At 63.6% G+C, this 23,084-nt stretch carries 17 protein-coding genes and 3 pseudogenes; 10 read left to right on the top strand and 10 right to left on the bottom strand.

Annotated elements, in window-relative coordinates; translation table 11 throughout:
- Positions 1 to 18 precede the first annotated feature (18 nt).
- A pseudogene (locus FZ025_RS09875) lies at positions 19 to 177 on the top strand (SulP family inorganic anion transporter); the annotation flags it as partial.
- 137 nt (positions 178 to 314) lie between these two features.
- Here FZ025_RS09875 and FZ025_RS09870 read toward each other — a convergent pair.
- Positions 315 to 1,331 carry an IS30 family transposase gene (locus FZ025_RS09870; RefSeq protein WP_158185509.1) on the bottom strand — a complete coding sequence of 339 codons (1,017 nt, stop codon included), beginning with the start codon at positions 1,329 to 1,331 and terminating at the stop codon, positions 315 to 317.
- 177 nt (positions 1,332 to 1,508) lie between these two features.
- Here FZ025_RS09870 and FZ025_RS09865 point away from each other — a divergent pair, with 177 nt between their 5' ends.
- Positions 1,509 to 1,853 carry an NHLP-related RiPP peptide gene (locus tag FZ025_RS09865; protein ID WP_104558997.1) on the top strand — a complete coding sequence of 115 codons (345 nt, stop codon included), beginning with the start codon at positions 1,509 to 1,511 and terminating at the stop codon, positions 1,851 to 1,853.
- A 134-nt stretch (positions 1,854 to 1,987) separates the two neighbouring features.
- On the opposite strand, the gene FZ025_RS09860 is transcribed toward FZ025_RS09865, so the two are convergent.
- Complete coding sequence (locus FZ025_RS09860) at positions 1,988 to 3,163, bottom strand: putative peptide maturation dehydrogenase (protein WP_046978233.1); 1,176 nt, start codon at positions 3,161 to 3,163, stop codon at positions 1,988 to 1,990.
- A 207-nt stretch (positions 3,164 to 3,370) separates the two neighbouring features.
- Between FZ025_RS09860 and FZ025_RS09855 the strand changes: the two genes are divergently transcribed.
- Positions 3,371 to 3,721, top strand: coding sequence for an NHLP-related RiPP peptide (locus FZ025_RS09855; protein WP_046978234.1), 351 nt, complete (start codon positions 3,371 to 3,373; stop codon positions 3,719 to 3,721).
- A 9-nt stretch (positions 3,722 to 3,730) separates the two neighbouring features.
- Here FZ025_RS09855 and FZ025_RS09850 read toward each other — a convergent pair whose 3' ends face one another.
- The 4 genes from FZ025_RS09850 to FZ025_RS09835 all read right to left on the bottom strand — a co-directional run bounded on the left by FZ025_RS09850 (position 3,731) and on the right by FZ025_RS09835 (position 8,020).
- A complete protein-coding gene (locus tag FZ025_RS09850) occupies positions 3,731 to 6,241 on the bottom strand; it encodes a putative peptide modification system cyclase (RefSeq protein WP_046978235.1) in 2,511 nt (836 codons plus the stop codon).
- Positions 6,242 to 6,266: 25 nt separating this feature from the next.
- Entirely contained in the window at positions 6,267 to 7,313 is a 1,047-nt protein-coding gene (locus FZ025_RS09845) for a GGDEF domain-containing protein (RefSeq protein ID WP_046978236.1), read from the bottom strand.
- A gap of 232 nt (positions 7,314 to 7,545) precedes the next feature.
- On the bottom strand, positions 7,546 to 7,773 hold the full coding sequence (locus FZ025_RS09840) for a transposase (RefSeq protein ID WP_053057171.1): 228 nt from the start codon (positions 7,771 to 7,773) through the stop codon (positions 7,546 to 7,548).
- Positions 7,766 to 8,020 carry a helix-turn-helix domain-containing protein gene (locus FZ025_RS09835; protein ID WP_053057172.1) on the bottom strand — a complete coding sequence of 85 codons (255 nt, stop codon included), beginning with the start codon at positions 8,018 to 8,020 and terminating at the stop codon, positions 7,766 to 7,768. The genes FZ025_RS09840 and FZ025_RS09835 overlap by 8 nt, the downstream gene beginning before the upstream one ends.
- A gap of 634 nt (positions 8,021 to 8,654) precedes the next feature.
- Here FZ025_RS09835 and FZ025_RS09830 point away from each other — a divergent pair.
- Complete coding sequence (locus FZ025_RS09830) at positions 8,655 to 9,860, top strand: type III effector (RefSeq protein ID WP_244292501.1); 1,206 nt, start codon at positions 8,655 to 8,657, stop codon at positions 9,858 to 9,860.
- 496 nt (positions 9,861 to 10,356) lie between these two features.
- Here the strand turns inward: FZ025_RS09830 and FZ025_RS09825 are convergent.
- The 4 genes and pseudogenes from FZ025_RS09825 to aceB all read right to left on the bottom strand — a co-directional run.
- Positions 10,357 to 10,825, bottom strand: a pseudogene (locus tag FZ025_RS09825) (integrase core domain-containing protein); the annotation flags it as partial.
- A complete protein-coding gene (locus FZ025_RS22890; RefSeq protein ID WP_158185547.1) occupies positions 10,765 to 10,926 on the bottom strand; it encodes a transposase in 162 nt (53 codons plus the stop codon). The gene FZ025_RS22890 and the pseudogene FZ025_RS09825, both read right to left, overlap by 61 nt.
- Positions 10,927 to 11,011: 85 nt before the next feature.
- On the bottom strand, positions 11,012 to 12,307 hold the full coding sequence (gene aceA / locus FZ025_RS09815) for an isocitrate lyase (RefSeq protein WP_046978237.1): 1,296 nt from the start codon (positions 12,305 to 12,307) through the stop codon (positions 11,012 to 11,014).
- Positions 12,308 to 12,459: 152 nt separating this feature from the next.
- On the bottom strand, positions 12,460 to 14,103 hold the full coding sequence (aceB, locus tag FZ025_RS09810) for a malate synthase A (protein WP_046978238.1): 1,644 nt from the start codon (positions 14,101 to 14,103) through the stop codon (positions 12,460 to 12,462).
- Positions 14,104 to 14,211: 108 nt separating this feature from the next.
- Between aceB and FZ025_RS09805 the strand changes: the two genes are divergently transcribed.
- From FZ025_RS09805 to csy2, 6 genes and pseudogenes are all read left to right on the top strand, one after another.
- Positions 14,212 to 15,180 (top strand): LysR family transcriptional regulator, encoded by a 969-nt coding sequence (locus FZ025_RS09805; protein ID WP_046978239.1) that lies wholly within the window; start codon positions 14,212 to 14,214, stop codon positions 15,178 to 15,180.
- A 728-nt stretch (positions 15,181 to 15,908) separates the two neighbouring features.
- A pseudogene (locus tag FZ025_RS22340) lies at positions 15,909 to 16,016 on the top strand (VOC family protein); the annotation flags it as partial.
- A 207-nt stretch (positions 16,017 to 16,223) separates the two neighbouring features.
- Positions 16,224 to 17,210 (top strand): type I-F CRISPR-associated endonuclease Cas1f, encoded by a 987-nt coding sequence (gene cas1f / locus FZ025_RS09795; RefSeq protein WP_046978241.1) that lies wholly within the window; start codon positions 16,224 to 16,226, stop codon positions 17,208 to 17,210.
- Positions 17,207 to 20,620 (top strand): type I-F CRISPR-associated helicase Cas3f, encoded by a 3,414-nt coding sequence (cas3f, locus tag FZ025_RS09790; RefSeq protein WP_046978242.1) that lies wholly within the window; start codon positions 17,207 to 17,209, stop codon positions 20,618 to 20,620. The genes cas1f and cas3f overlap by 4 nt, the downstream gene beginning before the upstream one ends.
- 87 nt (positions 20,621 to 20,707) lie before the next feature.
- Positions 20,708 to 22,066: a type I-F CRISPR-associated protein Csy1 gene (gene csy1 / locus FZ025_RS09785; protein WP_046978243.1), complete on the top strand. Its 1,359-nt coding sequence runs from the start codon at positions 20,708 to 20,710 to the stop codon at positions 22,064 to 22,066.
- A complete protein-coding gene (gene csy2, locus FZ025_RS09780) occupies positions 22,063 to 23,061 on the top strand; it encodes a type I-F CRISPR-associated protein Csy2 (RefSeq protein ID WP_046978244.1) in 999 nt (332 codons plus the stop codon). Before csy1 ends, csy2 begins: the two co-directional genes overlap by 4 nt.
- The last annotated feature ends 23 nt before the right edge of the window (positions 23,062 to 23,084 follow it).

The raw sequence follows: 23,084 nt of genomic DNA, 5'->3' as shown, positions 1-23,084 counted from the left end.
AGCGGAATACATCGCCCAGGTACCACCAACATCGCCAGCGGGCTGATCGGCGACATGGCCGGCTGCGCGATGATCGGCCCATCGGTGATCAAGGTGAAGTCCGGCGACCGCGGTCGTCTGTCGGCGCTGATCGCCGGCAGCGTGCTGCTGATACTGGTGGTATTCGCCAGCCCGTGGGGGCCTCAACGAACATTTGGTTCCCAACTCTGCTGCACGTTCGCACCGAGATCGAGCCCTTGTACGAAACGCCGCCTCGACCGAAACAAAGCCGGGCGGCATGAACTCGTTCTTCACTCAGCATAGAAAGGGCGGTCTCAAGAATCAAGTGCAACACGTGATTTGAAGGCGAGGATTTCCTTCTCCATGGCCGCTGCCGGCGTGGCCCAGCCTAATGTCTGGCGAGGACGCCCATTCATCAGCTTGGCGACGTGATTGAGGTACTCCTGGCTCGCTTGCGACAAGTCCACGCCCTTGGGCAGGAACTGGCGCAGCAGGCCATTGGTGTTCTCGTTGCTGCCCCGCTGCCACGGCGCATACGGATCGGCGAACCACACGTCGATGTTCAACCGTCGCATCAGCTCCTCGTAACAGGTCAGTTCCGTTCCGCGGTCGTAGGTCAGGCTCTCGCGCAGGAAGGCCGGCAGCTTCTTCATCTGGCGAGTGAAGCCTTCCAGCGCGGCGTCCGCGGTGCAGCCATCCATCCTGCACAGCACCACGAAGCGTGTCTTGCGCTCGACCAGCGTGCCCACGCAGGACCGGTTGAACGCGCCCTTGATCAGGTCGCCCTCCCAATGCCCCGGCAGCAGGCGCTGTTCCACCGCTTCGGGCCGATGCACGATGCGCAGCTCCTCCGGTACCCAGGTGCGCGCCGCTGCTGTGGTGCGCCTGCGGCCTCGCGTGGGCTTGCTCTGGCGCAATGCATCGACCAGGGCCTGCTTCAGGCCGCCGCGCGGATGCGCGTAGATGGCCGCGTAGATCGTCTCGTGACTGACCCGCTGGCTGGCGTCGTCTGGATGCATGTCCCGCAGTGTGGCCGCGATCTGCTGCGGCGACCAGCGATCGAACACAAGACGGTCGTGGACGAACTCGAACAGCACCGCGCCCGCGATCAGCCTGCGTGCTCGTACGCTGCGCGATCGCCGCGATCGATACACCAGGGCTGCCGCATGCGCCGAGTACACGCCGCTGTCCAGACGCCGGATCTCGCGGCTCAGCGTCGATGCGCTACGCCCCAGGCGGCGACCGATCCCACGAAGACTCGTTCCCCGATCGCGTTCGACCTGAAGCACCGCGCGTTCCTCACTACTCAGATGACTGTACTGTCTTCCCATCGCAACACCCTACGCTCTGTCAGGTGTTGCACTTGGAAGTTGAGTCTGCCAAGGGAAGCATGAGGCGCCTAGAATTTATGCTAATGTCGAAAAAGCACCAACAGCGTGTGCGATGGATGGCTTCAGCAAGGAACCCCGGTAGCGAAATACACTTCAATCGAAAGGATAAGGTGAACCATGCACTCTGAAATGAAATTTTCACAGACGAAGGATGCACGTAAATCTTTAAATCAATTGAGCGACGTTCAAGCCTCGAAATTGTTGTCGTTGCTTGCCGAAGACGACGGTTTCAGGGCCAAGTTTGAAGAGGATCCGATTACAGCGCTTTCACTCATCGGAGTTTATCCAGAAAAAGGAAGCTCCAACTTCTGCATGACCGTCAAATCGCTGGCATCGAAGGATGAATTGAATGCGTCGAAAGCTCATCTTTATAGCTACCTGACATCGAGCAGCGTGTTCCAGAATCCTCATTATTTTGAATCCGGGCAAGTGTCCAAGAAGCTCCTGAAGGCCAGCAACTAGAAACGATCTCGCAAGGTAAGCCCGGCGGGCATCGGCTCGCCGGGCTGCTCATATCAGATCGTCAAGGCTCGCGGCTGGCATACCATCTTGCCGAATCCAGATCTCCGCGCGCTCTCCACCCGAGCTCACGCTGTTCATGCTTGCTTTTCGATCCATACCTCGTGCAGAGGATCGAATTCGCTCGTCTCCATATGATCCGCACGCCACCCGAATCCGCATATGGCCATCACGCCCTCTTCCATCGGATTCAAACCCAACCGCATTTCGATGTCCACTTCGTTGATCGCCGAGGTGACGAATGCCCCCAAGCCAAGCTCGGTCGCGCTGAGATAGAGTGTCTGAGCGATATGCCCGACATCGAGGATAGTGGCGCGATATGCCTTCGCATGCCGTCGGTACTTCCAGAAACTTCGCTCAAAGCGCGTAGTGAGAACCATGAGCACAGGCGCATTGGAGAACCAGTACTGGCCAGCCAGCGCTTCTCTCGACAGGTCAGGTAGCGCGCGATACTCGATCGCCATCGGCTCCAGTGCATGATCGACCGGATGGTAATGGTAGATTCCTGGTGCAATGCCATCGACGTTCTGCACGATCAGATACGCCTCGGTCGGATGTAGGCCGCCGCCCGAAGGGACGTTCTTTTTCAGAAAGGTCGCTTCGTTCTCCACGCGAACCAACGCCTGCGCCATCAGCACTCTTTGCAGCATGTGGGAAAGCAACTCGCCGGAGACCGATCGAACCTGGTCGAAATTCCGACACGTCGATCTTCTGGCCAACAGAGCGTCGAACGAGTTCCCTGCTTGGCGCGCCAGCGGAACGCGGCGACTCGGGTCTGTCAAAGAATGATTTTCCGAGGGGGGCGCTCCCAACTTTGCACACAGATCCGCAGCCGTCGCCATACCTCCTGCTTCCATCGCGGCTGCGCTGTCCAGGCCACGCCAGCGGCTGAGACGTTGCATCAACGCAGCGGCAGGCCACCAATGCACCGAACGTATCGATTCGTCGCGCTGCTGGTGAGCGGCGTATTTTCTGCCATCGCTCACCAACAGCCCCTTTTGCAGAAGACCAACCACCAACTCCTCGGGGTGGAAACTTATTTGTTCGCTCGATATCCACTGATGAGCGCTCATCGTTCCGAGCAGCGCCATTTCGAGCGGGCTGACTTCGGTTTCCTCGTCCAGATGAGCAGCCAATGCGAGCCAACGCTTGGTGCGTACCAGACCATCCCCACCTTGAAGTATTGATTCCAGGCTGAAAGCGGCATCTTCCCTGCTTTCAAAATAGACCACAGCACAACGCCGTATTTTCATATAAATCTCGATTTTTAATAATACTTATTTATGATATATATTTATTTGAGAGCAAATAGATATGGACTGCACATTACAGCCACACCTACGACCACCCCTGAAGCCCCATGACGCATCTGCCTGATTTTGTTCTATTTATGCGCATGCGCGCCACGCCTCTCCAACGACTCGCATGCTAAGCTGAGGCCCGCGACAGGATACACCGCAGTGTCCGACGCGCGCAGCAGTATCATTAACTACAGGGGAATTAATATGACCGCAGAGACGATAAAGCTGAATCAGGCTGTCGTAGAAAAGCTTTTGGAAAAATTGAGTACGGACAACACGTTCCGCAAGTTGTTCAAGAATTCGCCTTTGGATGCTCTCATCAGCATCGGGTGCAAACCGCCGAAAGGTTGCCCGGCCCCGCCATGCCTGATCGTTCACAAGATTGCGCCCAAGAAGGAGATCATCCGGGCTGCCGAGGAGCTTCGCGCCTACTTGACCTCGCATGCGTCTCAAACCAATCCACATTGCTTCGAAGCCGGCAAGATCCTGGGATCGATCGGAAAGAAGTGAGCCACGCCGTTAGTTGAGCGCGACGCGATCCCCACGCCTTGCCCTGGTATCGCTCACGTTCAAGGGCTGCATGACGATACTCCCCGCGGCCTGGATATAGGCCAGTCCGCGGTTTTTCTCCAGCCACGCATTCTGCTGCGCGACCAGGCCGTTTTCCCGGCATGCCTCTGCGGCATCACGCAGCGCGACATGTGCCTGGAATATCTCCCGGCCCGAGAGCAGCTCCTTGATCGAACTGATCGATCCAGCGCAATTTCCTTTTAGGCGCAGATCGCCTGCCTTCAAGATCGACAGAAGCTGGGAGACGTTGCTATCGCCCGTCGCGCGCGTGATGGATTCCATCTGCGCCGCTCGCTCGGTGTAGAGCTTTGCGCTTCCCGAGCGCTGCGCGAGATAGGCGTAGCTAAGGGCGATGAAGGCCAGATCCGATCGATCCGCCGGATTGGCTCGCGCCGCCGCAGCGACCGCCTGCGCATAGCCGGCCTCAAGCTCCGATGTCTTCAGGAATCCGCTGGCGAGGAAATCGACGCAGTGCCGCATGAAGACGAACTGCTGATAGACCTGCTCGTTGCGCGACTTGAAGTGTTCAGCATAGGTCGTAGCAGTGCGGCGGGCGCCCTTCCATTCCTGCCGGTCGACCGCGATGCTGATCGTCTCGAAGCCCGCAGACTGGTTCGCCTCTGACAAGGCGTCCTGCCTGGAGAGAGACTTCAGGAGCTTCTCCGCATCGTCCAGGCGGCCCATCGCAGCAAGTGCCGCGACCCTCTGCCGCGTTGCGCTCAGGCCGCGCGACGCTTCGCTTTCACGAAATAGGTCCAGCGCCGAGGCGTAGTTGTTCTCCGCCAATCGCGCGCGCGCCATCGTGTCGATCGCGAATCCACGCAAGGGATTCTGCTGTACGGATGCGCGCTGCGCCGTCGTGTACGCACCTTCGTAGTCGCCTGCAACGAAGGCGCTCCATGCGTAGTTCGCCGTCCCCGCGTAGTAGTCGGGATAGATATCGGCCAGCGTCTTCCAGCGCTCGGGCGAGTTCATTGTGGGTTTTTCCGAAAACTCCGCGCTCCACGCATCCAGATAGAGCCTGTCGCGCGGCGGCAACCGGTCCCGAAGTTTCATGGCCAGTTGCAGGTACTTCTCGGCATTTGCATTGTCGCTGGCGCTGACATACACCCTCAGCATCCCTAGGTAGGCGAGCGCGAACCCCGGGTCCAGCTCGACGGCTCGGCGATACAGCGCCAGTGCCTGATCTCGCTTGGATCGGCCATAGGCTTCCAGGCCGAGTGCATAGGCTCTCAACGCATCGAGGTTGGCGGTGGCCACCTTGGGCAACGGAATGGACTCCGTCTCCACGTTCTCCAGTGCTTCGCCGAAATTCTGTCTCAACTCATGGGTGATCGTGTCTACGGAGGCCAACGCGGAGCCGATGCCCCTGCCATCGGCAACCTGCGCATAGACGGTGGATTGGGTTCTGGGATCGACCACCTCCGCGCTGATCCGCAACCTACCGCCGAATTCCGAAACGGTTGGAAGAATCACCGCACGCGCGCCGCTCCTCAAGGCGACTTCGGATGCGATTTCCCGGTTAAGGGCCGTGTTTTCCGGATCGCGCCGCATTCTCCCAAGGGTCTCACGCACTTTCAGATCGCTGAGCACATTGACGTAGCGCGACTGTTCCAGGCTGATCCGAAAGGCCTGTTGCAGCGAGTCGTCCAGCGCGACGTCGCCAGTCAGATTCCGCAGATCCCCCACCACCACCCAGTCGCGCTCGGCGAACGCGATGGCCGGCTGCGGGCGGGTGACGAACCAGACGCCGACCGCGACCGCGGCGATCAGGCCGATCTCTGCCAGCAGCGCCGCCGGCCGCCGCCACAGCGGGATGTCCCGCCACGCCTTCGGCGTCGGCTTCGGCGCGCGCAGCGGGGTGTTGCCGATCTCGCCGACTTCGTAGATCTCCTGCGCCGTCGGCACGCCCTTGAAGCGCCAGCGGCCGTGCGATTTCCACAGCAGGCGCTCGCCGCGCTCGCCCAGCTCGCGCGCGGCGCGGTGGGTCAGCGACTCGGCCACCGCCGACAGCAGGATCTGTCCGGGCCGGGCCAGGGTCATCAGCCGCGCCGCGGTCGGCTTGGCCAGGCCTTCCACTTCCAACGGCTTGGCGCCGACCTGCACCGCGGCGTCGCTGTTGCGCCAGGTCAGCACCTCGCCGACGTGCAGGCCGGCGCGCACTTTCAGTTCCAGCTTGCGCTGCGTGCCCAGCGCGTGCAGGCCGCGGGCGTAGTCCAGGGCGAAGCCGAGGCCGTCGATCGGCCGTTCGAACAGCAGCAGCAGGCCGTCGGAACGGTCGATCAGGCGCCCGCGCCAGCGCTGCTGCAGTTCCAGCACCAGCGCGTCGTGCAGCTTGAACAGTTCGGCAGCGTTGGCGTCGCCGAGCCGCTCCACCAGCGCCATCGAATCGCACAGGTCGGTCAGCAGCAGGGTGCGGAGCTGCGGGACCTCGGGCTGCGGCGGGTGAGCGTCGTTCATGGGCAGCTCGAGGGCGCGCGCACGGTCATTGGGATGCGGAGGCGAGGTCGTGCCAGTACAGCCGGTTGCCGCCGAGGCGCTTGGCCTCGTATAGCGCGGCGTCGGCGTTGGCGTACCAGTCGTTCCAGTCGGATTGCGGGTCGACCCGGCTGATGCCGATGCTGACCGGGCAGATATGCGGCGAGGGATGCGGCACGCCAAGCAGGTTCTGCACGGTGGCGATCACGAACTCGCCGATGCGGCGCAGGTCTTGCACGTTGCCGGTGGACACCAGCAGGCAGAATTCGTCGCCGCCTAGGCGGCAGGCGATGTCGTCCTGGCCGGCGACGGAACGCAGGATGTTGGCGACGTTCTGCAACACGCGGTCGCCGACCAGGTGGCCGTGCTCGTCGTTGATGTGCTTGAAGCGGTCGCAGTCGATCAGCAGCAGGCCCGGCCCGGGCGAGCGGCCATCGCGTCGGCACTCCTGCAGGCGCAGGATCAGGCCGCGACGGTTGTGCAGGCCGGTCAGTTCATCGGTGCGCACCAGCTCTTCGGTCTGGGTGAGCTGGTGGGTGGTGGCGTAGAGATTGTCCAACGCCGCTTCCAGGTCGTGGTTGCGGCGGCGCAGCTGGCGGATCAGGGTTTGCTCGTTCATCACCACGCGCATGATGGTGCGGCGCAGGAAGTAGGCGACCAGGCCCGGGTCGCGCTCCACCAGGCGCTGGAAATCGTCGTGGTCCAGTTCGACCAGCACGCCGTCGCTGGCGGCGATCGCATCGGCGCTGCGCATGTGGCTGCCGATCAACAGCCCCAGTTCGCCGAAAAACTCGCCATGTCCGAGATGCTTGACCACCAGGTCCTCGCCGAAATCCAGGTCGATCACACCGCTGCCGATCACGAACATGGCGCTGCCGCCGTCGCCGCGCCGGAACAGCACGTCGCCGGCACGCACCGTGCGCGAACGGCCGAACTCTGAGAACAGGCGCAGCTCCGCCGCGGTCAGCACCGCCAGCTCGCTCGGCTTAGGGGCGACCACAGCAACCGTCGAAATTGTCTCGCGTGCATTGGACGCGGCGCTGTCGCAGCTCATCCAACCCCCTACTGCTCCTGGCGTGGCCCGCCATCTTGGACGGAGCATAGCACCTGAACAGCGCGCCCACAGTGCGGTCGCCGCCGATCTCGCATCCAGCAGAGACCGCAAAAGACCTGGAATCGATCGCTACCGCCGCCGTCACGCAACAATGCGGCGCACAAGCCTGGCGCAACACGTAGACACTGCATTGGCGCCGCTAATCGCGCCGCCGCGCGACAAAAAAAGTTCTTCACCCAAGTCCGGGAGGGCCGTGCTGCCTCACTTCCAAGTCGTAGGCGGCATTTATGTCCATCGCCACGGCACGCAGACGGTGGCAGCCGTGCGGTCCCAGCAGCGCGAAGAACGGGCGCGCCTCGGCCCGGGAACGTCCTCGGGCCACCCACAGCATGCGCTTGCGCTGCGGCTCGACCAGCAGCGTCGCGCGACGGCGGCCTTTCTGGATCGCGTACTCATCCATCGCGCACCGTCACCCCGCTCAGGTCAATCGGTCCCAGCGTCCGCTCCAGGTGCTGGACGTCGATCCGCTTCACCGTCTGCCCGTCCAGCCCGAACCAGTGCGCGGCATGCACGATGGTGGTCGCCGCGCACAGCCGCGCCACATTGTCGGCCAGCCAACGCGTGAGGCGGGCATGCCGGTCCAGCCAATCCAGGCGCTCCAGACGCGGTCGGCAGTGCGCGCAGGCCAGACGCAACCGCGACACCATGCCCCCCCAGCTACTCAACTGCCCAATACAATCCACCGCGGCCACGGCCGATCCCCGTTTTGCTATCTAGACAACGCCAATTCTGAAGGTCGGCCGTGCGCCTTTCCCATTAGGGTCCGTGAACGCTATCGGGATAGGCCACGTTGCCGTGTGCGCCGCTCAGGTGGTGGTGCGTGGCGCCGTGGCAGGCTGGCCGCCTGTCCACGCCACGCGCGGCCGCCTGGGCGCCGCACACGGCAACCCGAATGGCCGCGCTTGGGCGCGCACACGACGGCGTCATCGCGCGGTCGCTTATCGACATAAGCTCCCTCGCGCTTCCTTGCCGCTTACGCGCCCAAGCACGGCGTGGCCTGGCCTGGCCCGATAGCGTTAACAGAGGCCCTAGGTGGGAGAAGAATCAAAAAGAACCGTCACGGCGCCAAAAACCTGCCTTACCCGCGAATGACCCCCCGCGTGGCGCGGCTGTCGCGCGCCCAGCGCCATGTGGCCAACTCGATCGCGACGCTACGCTGAACAATCGCTATCGGAATCGGAGCGAGGCTGCTCGACAGAATCCCTCTGCATCGACGGATTTAGTAACATGGCAAGATCCAGATAGTCATGAAACAAATTTCACTCTTTCCGGGATTGGCGAATGTTCACTATCAAAGAACACAATCTTCACAACAAGGCCAATGTGGATGTCCCGCACCATCTTGGTGAAGAACTTGGCCAGCATGCATCTTGTTCCGCTACCGTCGGCGCTTCCAGCCGATACGATAGCGCTATTCACTCTACGCTCGCAGGTCTGGGTAGAGCGCCGAGACACGCTCTCTCAAGTGATAGTAGAAGGTCCATATCTTCCTCCAAGCAGATAGCCGAAGATCCGCAGGTGCGAAGCAAGTTGCACGCTGAGAAAAAGCGTGTCGATTGGACTCAGGCGTCGGGAGTTGCCGCAAAAATCGGACACAAGATCCAATCCCTCTTGGGCATGCGAAATCCGGAGTCTCGTGTCCGGGCGTTCGTCGAATTCATGGCTGATGGAAAGGGTAAGCCAGACGCTACGACGCTCGATTTAGGTGATGGCTGGACGCGAGCTGCGCGCTTTTCCGGCGGAAAGATGGCTTCGATCGACTACCAATGTAACGAAGAAGGGAGGGTTGTGGATGCGCGGCATCCAGGCAGATTCCCTGCGCTGCCTGAAGGCAAGGAGCGGGAGGCATTTGATACCGTACTTCACGCACTCAAATTTTCCGGGGCTGAGGCGTTACGCAGAGTTCCTGTTCATTACGTCAACAGGAACACGCGCGGGTATGTGCTTCCCACGCATGGCTATGTAGTTGCGGGCGATCCAAACCGAGGACGCAAGAGCGGTGCAATTTTGTATGGCGTCGGAGGTGATCCAAAACGTGGCCCCGTTATTTTGGATGACAAGCTGCTGCGTCATCTTATCGGGAAAGCGGGGCGGAAAGATGCGCGAAATTTCTCGGAGCCTGTCAAAGCAGCGCTTTCGGCGCTCGCTGGCCAATCCTTTGCCACTCGCGAAGACTTTCACAATGCATATTGTCGAGTCAGAGGCGATGCGGGCGATCCTTTAACCCTGCATGGCGAGATTTCATCAATATATCGCCTTTTGCCACTGTCAACGATGGAGATGTGGCCGAAGAAAGCCGATGATTACAGAGTCGCGAGGCCAGCCGCAGCCGAGCGGGATCTTCGGGCGTTTGAGAACCTTCCAAAAGCCATAGGGCGCAAGGTTAGTCTCAAGAAAATATCTGACGTAGACAGCATCGACTTAATGGGAGTAAAACAGCAGTTTACCCTCCATCAGCTTTACCAAGACGAGTTATTAGGCCAGTAATGGAACTGGAGTCCCCTCCGCGCTCTTTCCCCCAATAGCTGATACTGCGCGCCGTGATCGCCTGGCGGCATCTACTCCAAGATTTCAGCGACTACCGCCGCACGCATCTGACAAGGTTGGAAATTGCAACACCGGTGGAGCATCTCTGCTCCAGCTTGCTGTAGATAAATATGCGCAGAAAAACAATTTAGTCCCAAAAAAAGTGACATCGGCGAGTATCTTTGGTCTTGGATCAGGCCATCGACTAGCCATCTGGGATCCATTGAAACCATCCTCATCAGAGCGTGCTTCTGCAGAGTCCCCATCAAGCAGCGCCCAGACCTGATATCGATCTCTTCGCACAACGTCGAGAGATCCTTGGCTTTGTTCGGCCGGGCCGTTGCATGGGCTACGCGCCGCGTCATTCGCTCATTGGCGCCCTGCCGACGCTCCCACTTTCAGTAGCGGCAGGTTTAGAGTCCAAGATTACTTTACCTTCTCTTCGACCTGCTGTGGCAGCTAGTCGCTTTGCATAGGCCGCAGGCGTCAATCCATTCACTCGTTTCTGCGGTCGTTCGTTCCTCATTGTACTCGCGCCGCCAGAGTTCGATCACGGCACGGGCGTACAGCAGATCTGGTAAACATTTCATTTCCTCGTCCAAACCTTCATCGCGGAAGCGGTCATTGAACGATTCGACGTAGGCATTCTGGTTCGTCGGCTTGCCCGGCCCGATCAGGCGCGGATCCACTTTCGCATCATGCGCCTATATCGCCATTGCCTTGCCGATGAATACCTTGCCGTTGTCGCTGCGGATCACCTTCGGAAGGCCACGACTGTGTGCCAGACGTTGCGCCACGCCCTGCCCCGAGATCGCCCGTTCCACCTCGATCACGCTACATTCGCTGGTCGCGTCATCCACGATGGTCAGGCACTTCGGCACCCGGCCATCGGCGGCGCGATCAAACACGAAGTCCATCGACCACACCGCCCGCCGAACGTGCTGCGCCACAGGCAGTACGACGCTTCGTTGAACCCGTGCTTCCGGCATACCTGATTGACTGGGACGCCTGCGTCAACTTCCCTCAAAAAGCCAATGATCTAAAAAGAAGCCCGGGCGAACCCGGGTTCTCTCCCTTTGGGGATCGGCAGGCAATGAACGCCTGGCTGCAAATCAGGCGGCCTTTTCGCCGTGGAACTGCTCTTCTTCCGTCGAGCCCTTCAGTGCGGTGGTGGAGGATTGACCTTGCTGGATCGCCTGGGCGACCGCATCGAAATAGCCGGTGCCGACCTCGCGCTGGTGCTTGACCGCGGTGAAGCCGCGATCGGCGGCGGCGAACTCGGCTTCCTGCAACTCGACGAAGGCGCTCATCTGCCGGCGCGCATAGCCGTGCGCCAGGTTGAACATCGAGTAGTTCAGCGCATGGAAGCCGGCCAGGGTGATGAACTGGAACTTGTAGCCGTAGCGGGCGATCTCCTGCTGGAACCTGGCGATGGTCGCATCGTCCAGGTGCTTCTTCCAGTTGAAGCTCGGCGAGCAGTTGTAGGCCAGCAGCTTGCCCGGGAACTTGGCGTGGATCGCCTCGGCGAACTGGCGCGCGAAGGCCAGGTCCGGCTTGCCGGTCTCGCACCAGATCAGGTCGGCGTACGGGGCGTAGGCCAGGCCGCGGCTGATCGCCTGGTCCAGGCCCTTGTTGGTCTTGAAGAAGCCCTCGACGGTGCGCTCGCCGGTGGTGAACGGGCGGTCGTTGGGGTCGATGTCGCTGGTCACCAGGTCGGCGGCCTCGGCGTCGGTGCGCGCGACCAGCAGCGTCGGCACACCCAGCACGTCGGCGGCCAGGCGCGCGGCGTTGAGCTTCTCGATCGCCTCGCGGGTCGGCACCAGCACCTTGCCGCCCATGTGCCCGCACTTCTTCACCGAAGCCAGCTGGTCCTCGAAGTGCACGCCGGCGGCGCCGGCCTCGATCATCGCCTTCATCAGTTCGAAAGCGTTGAGCACGCCGCCGAAACCGGCCTCGGCATCGGCCACGATCGGCTGCAGGAAGTCGATCTCGTCCTTGCCTTCGGCATGGTGCAGCTGGTCGGCGCGCAGCAGCGTGTTGTTGATGCGCTTGACCACCGCCGGCACCGAATCGGCCGGGTACAGCGACTGGTCCGGATACATCTGCCCGGCCAGGTTGGCGTCGGCGGCGACCTGCCAGCCGGACAGGTAGATCGCGTTGAGCCCGGCCTTGACCTGCTGCATCGCCTGATTGCCGGTCAGCGCGCCCAGCGCGTTGACGAAGTCCTTTTCGTGCAGGTAGGTCCACAGCTTCTCGGCGCCGAGCCGGGCCAGCGAATGCTCCACGTGCACGGTGCCGCGCAGGCGCACCACGTCGGCGGCGGTGTAGTTGCGGGTGATCCCGGCCCAGCGCGGATTGGTGTCCCAGTCGTGCTGAATCTGTTCGGCGGTCTGCAGCGTGGTGCTCATCTTGCGTTCTCCTCGGAATGGATACGGCGATGAAACGGTGAAGCGATGTGTCGGATGAAATGTGGAAGGCAGCCTTGCCGCACGGAAGAGGTCGGACGCAGGGACATCGCTCTCACGATTCCCCATTCCCAATTCCCCACTCCCAGCTCCAATCACTCGATCATCTGGTAAGCCGGCAAGGTCAGGAACTCGGCCAGCTCGTCGCTGCGGGTCAAGGTGTCCAGCAGCGCAATGGCGTCGTCCAGGCGATTGCCGCCGGGCAGCAGCGCGCGCTCGCCCAGGCGCGCCGGCAGCTGGCGCATGCAGGCGTCGAACAGCGCGAAGTCGATCGCGGTGCCGTCGTCCAGGTGCAGGCCGCCCACGTGCAGCCACTGCCACAGCTGGCTGCGGCTGATCTCGGCGGTGGCCGCGTCTTCCATCAGATGCTGGATCGGCACGCAGCCGTTGCCGTCCAGCCACGCCGCCAGGTAGCGCACGCACACCTCGATGTTGCCCTCGAAGCCGGCGCGGGTGATCGTGCCGGCCGATGGCGCGATCAGCGTGTCGCGGTCGGCCTGCACGTCCTCGCGGCGCACGTCGTGCTGGTTCGGCGCGCGCATGTGCTCGTCGAAGATGGCGCGGGCGATCGGGATCAGCGCCGGGTGCGCGACCCAGGTGCCGTCGTGGCCGGCCATGACCTCGCGCAGTTTGTCCGCGCGCACCCGCGCCATCGCCTGCTCGTTGGCCGCCGCGTCGTGGCCGATCGGGATCTGCGCGGCCATGCCGCCCATCGCATGCGCGCCGCGGCGGTGGCAGGTGCGGATCAGCAGTTCCGAATACGCCTTCAGGAACGGCTGGGTCATGGTCACCTGGCCGCGCTCGGGCAGCACCCGGTCGGGGTGGCGGCGGAAGGTCTTCAGGTAGGAAAAGATGTAGTCCCAGCGGCCGCAGTTCAGGCCGACGATGCGCTCGCGCAGCGCATGCAGGATCTCGTCCATCTCGAACACCGCCGGCAGCGTCTCGATCAGCACGGTGACCTTGATCTGGCCCTGCGGCAGGCCCAGCATCGCCTCGATGTGCGACAGCGCGGCCTCCCACAGCGCGGCCTCTTCCATCGACTGCAGCTTGGGCAGGTACAGGTACGGGCCGCGGTCCTTGGCCAGCAGCGCGCGGCCGTTGTGGAAGGCGAACAGCGCCGCGTCGAACAGGCCGCCGGCCAGCGCCTGGCCATCGACCAGCACGTGCTTCTCGTCCAGGTGCCAGCCGCGCGGGCGCACGATCAACACCGCCTGCTCGTCGTAAGGCTTGAGCGCGTAGCGCTTGCCCGGGCTGCCGTCGCGCGCCGGTGGCGCGCTGAAGGTCAGCGTGCCGGCCACCGCCTCGGCCAGCGCGCGCTGCCCGGCGACCAGGTTACGCCAGGTCGGCGCGGTCGAGTCCTCGAAGTCGGCCATGTACACCTTGGCGCCGGAGTTCAGCGCGTTGATGACCATCTTCGGATCGGTCGGGCCGGTGATCTCGACGCGGCGGTCCTGCAGCGCCGCCGGCAGCGGCGCCACGCGCCAGTCGCCGGCGCGGATCGCCTGGGTGTCGGGGCGGAAGTCCGGCAGGCCGCCGTCATCGAAATAGGCCTGGCGCTGGCGGCGCGCCGCCAGCCGCGCCTGGCGCTCGGGTTCGATCGCCCGGTGCAGCGACACAAGCAATGCCAGCGCCGCCGGCGGCAGCAGGGCGTCCTGGCCGGCCAGCGCGGCGGTCAGGGTGATGCCGGGAGTGGAGCGGTCGGCGGACGGGGATGAAGCGGCGAAGGCGGCGGCGGACATGGTGGGGTTCCTCGATGTTTCCGGGCCTTCACCGTGCTGCCGCAACAAGTATTTGACAATACAGTTTTATCAATGCATTAAATAAGTAGACCTTATAGTTGTTACGCCATGACCGCACGCGGCACCGCAACCCCGCGTTTTCCTTACAAATCCGACCGGCTGAAGCCACTGCGCGCGTTCTGCCAGACGGTGCGCCTGGGTTCGGTCTCACGGGCGGCCGAGGCGCTGTTCGTCAGCCAGCCGGCGGTGACCCTGCAATTGCAGGCGCTGGAGCGCGAACTGGGCGTGGTGCTGCTGGAGCGCAGCGGGCGCCGCCTGATCCCCAGCCGCGAGGGCCAGCTGCTGTACGAGATGGCGCAGCCGCTGGTGGAAAGCCTGGACCGGCTGGAAGCCGATTTCCGCGAGAAGGCGCGCGGGCTGGATGCCGGCGAACTGAACATCGCTGCCAACAGCTCCACCATCCTGTATCTGCTGCCGAAGATCGTGGAGAACTTCCGCGCCCGCCACCCGGACGTGCGCCTGACCCTGCACAACGCGATCAGCGCCGACGGCACCGAGCTGCTGCGCGAAGATGCGGTGGACTTGGCGGTGGGCTCGATGCTCGACGTGCCGGCCGACCTCAGCTACGCGCCGGTGTACCGCTTCGAACAACTGCTGATCGCCCCGCGCGAGCACCCGCTGGCGAACAAGCCCAAGCTGACCCTGCACGACCTGTCGCCGTATCCGCTGATCCTGCCGCCCAAGCGCCAGGTGACCTACCGCCTGGTCGACCTGGTGTTCCAGCAGGCGCGGGTGCCGTACACGGTGGCACTGGAGGTGGGCGGCTGGGAGGTGATCAAGCAGTACGTGGCGATGGGCATGGGCATCTCCATCGTCAGCTCGATCTGCGTCACCGAGGCCGACCGCGGCAAGCTGGTCACGCGCTCGCTGAGCGACTATTTCCCTTCGCGCAGCTACGGCGTGGTGGTGCGCAAGGGCAAGTACCTGTCGGCGCAGGCGCGCGCCTTCATCGAACTGATCCAGCCGGACCTGTTCACCCCGCGCGGCTACGACGAGAGTGGGCCGTCGGAGCGCTGAACGGCGCACCGGTGCCCCACATGGCGTCGCCGAGCGACTCGCGAATGTCTACGAAATACTTCGCAACCAAATAAAGGAAATTCGGCCATGAGCAAGCTGGCGATGATATTGATTTTGGCATGTGCTCGTTCGTTGCGAACTCCTCCTATGCGGCGGACGACTGAGCGTTGAACTGCGCTATCCGGCGAATCAATCGAACCAACGGATGGACACGGGAACTGGCGAAATCGAATTGAATCTGATGAATATAGGCAATCAGCCCTTCGATATCCCGACTAAAGAGTATCAATTGCAAATTCTGAAGGCCAATTATCGGAGGACATCTTCAATGTAGTTTCTAGCGGTGGAAAACCCATGCCATACAATGGGATTTCCATCGAACTTTCGTCCGTTGCTGAGCCGAACCACCTCCATATCGCTCCGCACACAGAATGCGCGATGAGAATCGGTACTGCACTCAATTATGCTGTTGAAGGTGGGAGTTCTTACACCTTCTCTCTTAAGGATAAAGGAATTCCATACCTGAGCAAGTCACGATCAGAATATGCGGCAGCTACAAAGAGCGATCTGAATGCGCTGCGCGGCCTGGGCATCAGCGAGCGCTCGCTGCGGCGCCGCTGCCAGAACGCGTTCGGCTACGGCGCCAAGACCCTGGAACGCATCCTGCGCCTGCAGCGCTTCCTGCGCCTGCAGCGCTTCCTGCGCCTGGCACCCGGCCACGCCACACTGACCGCGGCGGCCGCATCGTCCGCCCGCGGTTCGAATTCCCCGGCGGCCGCCGCTTCCATTTCGCCGACCGCGACAGCTACGAGTTGGCGGTGTGGTCGGAGGGGTGAGGCCGGCAAGCTCCGCTCCCGGCCCCGGGATGAGCGGATCGCAAACCAGCCTCCGCTCGGCCAGCTGCTGCAATGCCATGTTCTAAGCCGGGAAAAAATTGTCCGCCGCCTGAATCCAGGATCGCGGCAACTTTGGTCTAATATCCAAGGCTGAACGGGCTGCAGATCCGATGCATAGGCAATGGCTGCCGGCCCCACGGAGCGTACATGGACGAACTGGCGGCCTCGGATCTGAAAACGATCCTGCATTCCAAGCGGGCGAATCTCTACTATCTCCAGCATTGCCGCGTGCTGGTCAACGGCGGGCGCGTCGAGTATGTGACCGATGCGGGAAAGCGCTCGCTTTACTGGAACATCCCGATCGCGAACACCACCACGCTGTTGCTCGGAACGGGCACGTCGATAACCCAGGCCGCGATGCGCGAGCTGGCCAAGGCCGGCGTGTTGGTCGGCTTCTGCGGTGGCGGCGGTACGCCGCTGTTCACCGCGAACGAAATGGACGTCGAGGTCGCCTGGTTCTCTCCCCGGAGCGAATACCGCCCCACCGAATATCTGCAGGCCTGGGTCAGGTTCTGGTTCGATGACGACCTGCGTTTGTGCGCGGCCAAGGCATTCCAGCAAGCGCGTGCCCGGCGCATCGGCGAACAATGGCTGCTGCGTCCGCTCAAGGATGCCGGCTTCATCCCTCCCGCGGCTCGCCTGCAGGAGTTGCTGGCCAGAAGCTCCAGGAACATCGAACTGGCGCAGGACAACACTGCGCTGCTGACCGAGGAAGCACGCCTGACCAAGGCGTTGTTCAAGCTGGCCGTGGACACCGTCGGCTACGGCGATTTCACCCGCGCCAAGCGCGGCGCTGGCAACGATCCGGCCAATCGTTTCCTCGATCACGGCAACTATCTCGCCTATGGCCTGGGCGCGACTGCGACATGGGTGCTGGGACTTCCGCATGGCCTGGCGGTCCTGCACGGCAAGACCCGACGCGGCGGACTGGTGTTCGATGCCGCCGACCTGGTCAAGGATGCCAGTATCCTGCCGCAAGCATTCCTGTCGGCCATGCGCGGCGACGACGAACAAGCGTTTCGACAGAACTGCATCGAAGCGCTGGCGCGCAGCGAGTCGCTGGATTTCATGATCGATACGCTCAAGGAGGTGGCGCTGGCGACAGCCTTGCTGAAGCGCGATGGTGCAGCATGAACATCCTGCTGGTGTCCCAGTGCGACAAGCGCGCACTGACCGAGACCCGACGCATCCTCGACCAGTTCGCCGAGCGTCGCGGCGACCGCACCTGGCAGACGCCGATCACCCAGGCCGGCCTGGATACCCTGCGCAAGCTCCTGCGCCGTACCGCGCGCAAGAACACTGCCGTCGCTTGCCATTGGATCCGCGGCCTGGACCATAGCGAACTCTTGTGGATCGTCGGGGATACCGGACGTTTCAATGCGCAGGGCGCAGTACCGACAGGCACCACCACGCGCAATGTGCTGCGTCGCGGCGACGAGAACGATTGGCATCGTGCGGAAGACATCCGGCTGCTGGCGCAGCTGGCCGCATTGCTGCACGACCTGGGCAAGGCCAGCGTTGCCTTCCAGGCGCGACTGCGCGGGCAATTGCAGGAACGCAACCTCTATCGCCACGAATGGGTGTCGCTGCGCCTGTTCCAGGCCTTCGTCGGCCAGGACGACGATGCGGGCTGGTTACGCCGTCTATCCGACCCGGATGACAGCGACACACTTAACTGGACAGCGAACGGACGTTACCGCCGCGACGGCCTGGATATCAATCCCGGCCGCCCGTTCGAACAGCTGCCGCCGCTGGCTGCAGCGATCGCCTGGCTGATACTGACGCATCATCGCCTGCCGTTGGTCCCCGTCGCCGACGAGAAAGGCGCTCAGGACTGGCTCGGGCGCCGTGCCCGCAGCTTCAATCCCGTGTGGCTGGAAGCGCCGCTGTCGCTGGTCGGACACGACTGGAACGAGGTCCGCCAGCCCACCGAGCTCGCCAGGATCGAGCCCTATTGGAATCCTGCAGGCCCCTTGCCGGTCGCTGCGCCGGCGTGGCGTGCACAGGCCGCGCGCCTGGCGAAGCGCCTGGCCGAACTGCGCGGGCGCCGCGACGACGAATGGCTGGGAAATCCCTACGTGACGCACCTGGCGCGACTCAGCCTGATGCTGGCCGATCATGCCTACTCCAGGCTGGGACTGGACAAGAACGACCAGCCCGTTCCCGAACGCAGGCCGCATCTGCAGACAGATGCAGGTCCGATGGCAAACACCACACGCAACCAGGCCGGCACCACGGTCCTCAACCAGTCTTTGGTCGAACACCTGCTCGGCGTGGCCCACAGCGCCGGCCTGATCGCCCATGCCCTGCCCGGCTTCGAGCGCTACCTGCCGCGGCTGGCCCAGCACCGCGGCCTGCGCAAGCGCAGTGCCGATCCCCGCTTCGCCTGGCAGGACAAAGCGGCCGATGCGGCCACCGCGCTGCGCGAAGCGGCACGCGCGCAAGGTGCGTTCATCGTCAACATGGCCTCCACCGGTTGCGGCAAAACCCTCGGCAACGCGCGCATCCTTTATGCATTGGCCGATCCGCAACACGGCCTGCGCGCCACCTACGCGCTCGGATTGCGCGCGCTGACCCTGCAGACCGGCCGCAGCTACCAGACCGACCTGCACTTGCGCGAGGACGAACTGGCCATTCGCGTAGGCGGCTCGGCCAGCCAGGCGCTGTTCGACTACTACCAGCAGAAAGCCGAGTCCCGTGGTTCGGCGTCTGTGCAGTCGCTGCTGGAGGAGGACAGCCACGTGCTGTACGACGGTACCACCGCCGACCACCCGCTGCTGTCGCGCGCGCTGCACGACCCGGAAATTCGCAAGCTGCTGTCCGCGCCGATGCTGGTCTGCACCGTGGATCACATGGTTCCGGCCACCGAATCGCTGCGCGCCGGACGCCAGATCGCGCCGATGCTGCGGCTGATGAGCGCCGACTTGATCCTCGACGAACTGGACGACTACGCTCTGGAAGACCTACCCGCGCTGACCAGGCTGGTGCACTGGGCCGGAATGCTGGGCACGCGCGTGCTGCTGTCCTCGGCAACGCTACCGCCGGCATTGCTCGAAGGAATGTATGCGGCCTATCGCGCCGGGCGCATGCACTACCAACGCAACCGCGGCGCCGACGGCGGCAACGCGGATACGGCGATGATGGTGCCATGCCTGTGGGCCGACGAATTCGGCGTGCAGACGGCCGCCTGTCCAGACGCGGCGTCCTTCGCGCAGCAGCACCTGCAATTCGTCGGCCGGCGTGCCACGCGGCTGCAGAAGGCCGAGCCGCTGCGGCGGGGCGCGCTGCTGCCGCTGCAACTTCAGGCGCGCCAGCGCGAGCAGATGCATGCCGAATTCGCAGAGCACGTCCGCACCGCCTGCCTAGACCTGCACGCCGCTCATGCGCAAGCCGATCCGGTCAGCGGCAAGCACGTCAGCTTCGGCCTGGTGCGCATGGCCAATATCGATCCGTTGTTCGACGTGGCACAGGCGCTGTTCCTGCTCGGCGCCCCGGAAGACACGCGCATCCACCTGTGCGTCTACCACGCGCGCTTCCCGTTGCTGCAGCGCTCCGCCATCGAAAAGCAGCTCGACGCGGCGTTCGATCGTCGCGGCGACGGCCTGGCGGTCTATCGCCTGCCCGCGATCCGCGCCGCGCTGGACGCCTGTCCCGAGCAGCAACAGTTGTTCATCGTGCTCGCCAGCCCGGTCTGCGAAGTCGGCCGCGACTGGGATGCAGACTGGGCGGTGGCCGAACCCTCGTCGATGCGTTCGCTGATCCAGCTCGCCGGGCGCGTGCAACGCCATCGCGGCACGCCGGGCACCGCGCCGAACGTGCTGATCTTCGACACCAACCTGCGCCATTTCCGACAGATGGGACAGGACGCACCAGCGTTCGTGCATCCCGGATTCGAGCAGGCCCATGGCGCGCGCACGGAACGCTTCAGGCTGCAAACGCACCGGCTCGGCGAGTTGCTGCGGGCCGACGAGTACACCACGCTGACCGCGCTGCCACGTATCCAGCCATTGCCTCAGGCCAAGCAGCAGCCCCAGCACCACCTGGCAGACCTGGAGCACGCGCGCATGGCCGACAGCATGCTACCCAAACCTCGCACCAGCGTATCCACTTCGGCCCGCAGTGCCGTCATGTTTCCATTGGATGCCGCGTGCGCCTGGCAATACCCGCAGGCCGCGCTGACCGGCGTACTGCCGCAACAACAGCCATTCCGCGACGACCCGATGCCATCGACCACCTTGGTCCTCCTGCCCGACGAGGAAGAAGAAAGGCTGGTGCTGCACCGCATTGAGGAAGGCGCCGTCCGCCGCGATGAGACGCTCTACACCGCCGTCGAGCGAAGTCAGCGCCATGACGTCCCGCTCAATCCCGGCCCGCGTATCGCGCCGTGGGGCGAGTTCGACCTCATGGCATTGCTCGCCGAGCAGGCCGAGCACCTCGATCTCTCCCTGCAGCACTGCGCCGAACGGCTGGCGACGGTGGAGGTGCCGGAGAGCAAGCAAGGGTGGATGTTCCACCCATGGCTTGGGTTCGCAAAATACAAATAACTATCCATCAAAGGAGGACAAAAGGCAGCCGCACTAATCGACAGCACTTTGAATCAATGGAACACGATTTTATGGGAAGAGAAGGAAATGAAAGAACTGAACGATAGAGGTAAAGCCTTCCGCACAGCCATCGCCGCATTCATCGACACGCGGCGCGAGGCCAAGCTGAAGGGCAAGGAAGACGGTGCCGACGCGGCATCCAACAAGTACGAGTACGGCACCTGGCTGGCCGATGCGGCGCGCCGGGTCGGCCAGATCCAGGCGGTGACCCATGTGCTCAAGGCCACCCACCCCGATGCGCGCGGCAGCAGCCTGCACGTCTCACCCGCCGCACTGCCGCGACACGTCGAGATCGGCAGCCACGTCCTCGGCGAGGACTATGCCGAGGACGTGGTCGGCAACGCCGCGGCACTGGACGTGTTCAAGTTCCTCAAGCTGGAAGTCGCGGGCCGGCGCCTGCGCGACTGGATGCAAGCCGGCGACGACGATCTGCGCGACGCACTGAATGCCGATGCCGCGGTGGCGACCGACTGGATGAGCGCGTTTGGCAGCCTGGTCCGCAGCGACCCGCAGCCCAGCTCGCACGAGGCAGCCAAGCAGATCTACTGGCTGGCCGGCGAAGCGCCGGCCGACGACACCCAGTACCACCTGCTGCAGCCGTTGTTCTCCAGCAGCCTGGCGCATGCCGTGCATGCCGAGATCCGGGAGGCGCGCTTCGGCGAGGGTAACAAGACGGCGCGACAGGCCTATCGCGACAAGCAACCATTCGACGGCATCTACCGCGACTACCGCCACCTGGTCGCACGCAAGCTGGGCGGCACCAAGCCGCAGAACATCAGCCAGCTCAACAGCGATCGCGGCGGCGTGAACTACCTGCTGGCCTCGCTGCCGCCGCGCTGGACGCGCGAGCGCCCGCGCAGCCTGCTCAACCTGGAGTCGGCCCAGGAACGCTTCGCCTGGTTCGAGGGGGTACGCCATCTGCTCAAGGCGTTGGGCGACTTCCTGCTGAGCAATCCCCCGCAAAACCAAGAAACACGGAACACGCGCGAAGCCATCGAACAAGCGCTCGGCCTGCAACTGGCCTACTTCGCCAGCACCATCCACGCCCGCTTCGAGCCTGGCTGGACGCGCGATCCCAACTGCGAATTGCCGTTGTGCGAGCGACTATGGCTGGACCCGGCGCGGATCGACCTGCCGAACCGCGAAGACTCCGAACACCCAGAATGGCAGCAGCAGGATCGCGACTTCAAAGCCGCCTACGACTTCGGCGACTGGCCCGACGAGGTCGCCGGGCGCTTCGCCAACTGGCTCAGCGACCAGCTACGCGAGGCGGGAATTGCCGGCCTCGGCGACGACCAGTTCCGGCATTGGGCCGCGCAGGCCATCGTCGATGCGGCCTGGCCGGTGCCGTTGCGGCGGCGTGCACCGACAGGAGACGCAGCATGAGCGCCTGCCCTGCATTCGACCATCTGCTGGTGCTGCCGCGCCTGCGGGTCCAGAACGCCAACGCCGTCTCCAGCCCGCTCACCCATGGCTTCCCGTCGATCACCGCCTTCCTGGGCCTGATGTGGGCGCTGGAACGCAAGACGCGCGCGGCCGGACTGGACATCGCCTTCAATGCCGTCGGCGTGGCCTGCCACGCCCACCAGGAGCAGGTCACCGAGAGCGGCTTCGTCAAGGCGTTCAGGCTCACCCGCAACCCGGTCGGCAAGGACGGCGGCACCGCCGCCATCGTCGAGGAAGGCCGCATCCACCTGGAACTGAGCCTGGTGTTCGCGGTGCACAGCGAACGCTGGTTGCGCGATCCTGCCACCCAGACCGCGGACACCGCCGTCGTCGGCGAACTGCTGGGCGGCATGCGCATGGCTGGCGGCAGCATACTGCCGCCAGCCGACGCCGGACGCCATCGGCGGCCGCCACACGTCGTGGCCCTGACCGGCAATCCGGAGGACCAGCAGGCGCTGTTCCGCAAACTGCGCCTGCGCCTGCTGCCCGGCTTCGCACTGGTGGCCCGCGACGACCTGCTCGACACGCGGCTGGCCGAGCTTCAGACGCATACGCCCGACAGCACCCGGCTGGACGCATGGCTGTCGCTGGCGCGCATCAACTGGCGCCACGCACAGGACCCGGATGGCGGCAAAGGCGAATGGCGCAACGACCGTACCGGCCAAGGCTGGATCGTGCCGATCCCGGTGGGCTACGGTGCGCTCGGCGAACTGCATGCGCCCGGCAGCATCGCCAATGCACGCGACGCCAGCACGCCATTCCGCTTCGTCGAGAGCCTGTACTCGGCCGGCGAATGGCTCAGCCCGCACCGGCTGCACTCCCCGCAACAATTGCTCTGGTACGCCGACAGCCAGCCCGATGCCGGGCTGTATCGCTGCCGCAACGACTACCGACCCGCGACCGATGCCGGCTTGCCGGACTACGACTTCAATTGATCGCCCATCACGACAAGGAATCA

Source organism: Xanthomonas hyacinthi (assembly GCF_009769165.1).
Lineage (GTDB): Bacteria > Pseudomonadota > Gammaproteobacteria > Xanthomonadales > Xanthomonadaceae > Xanthomonas_A > Xanthomonas_A hyacinthi.
This window is presented reverse-complemented; position numbering and strand designations above follow the sequence as displayed.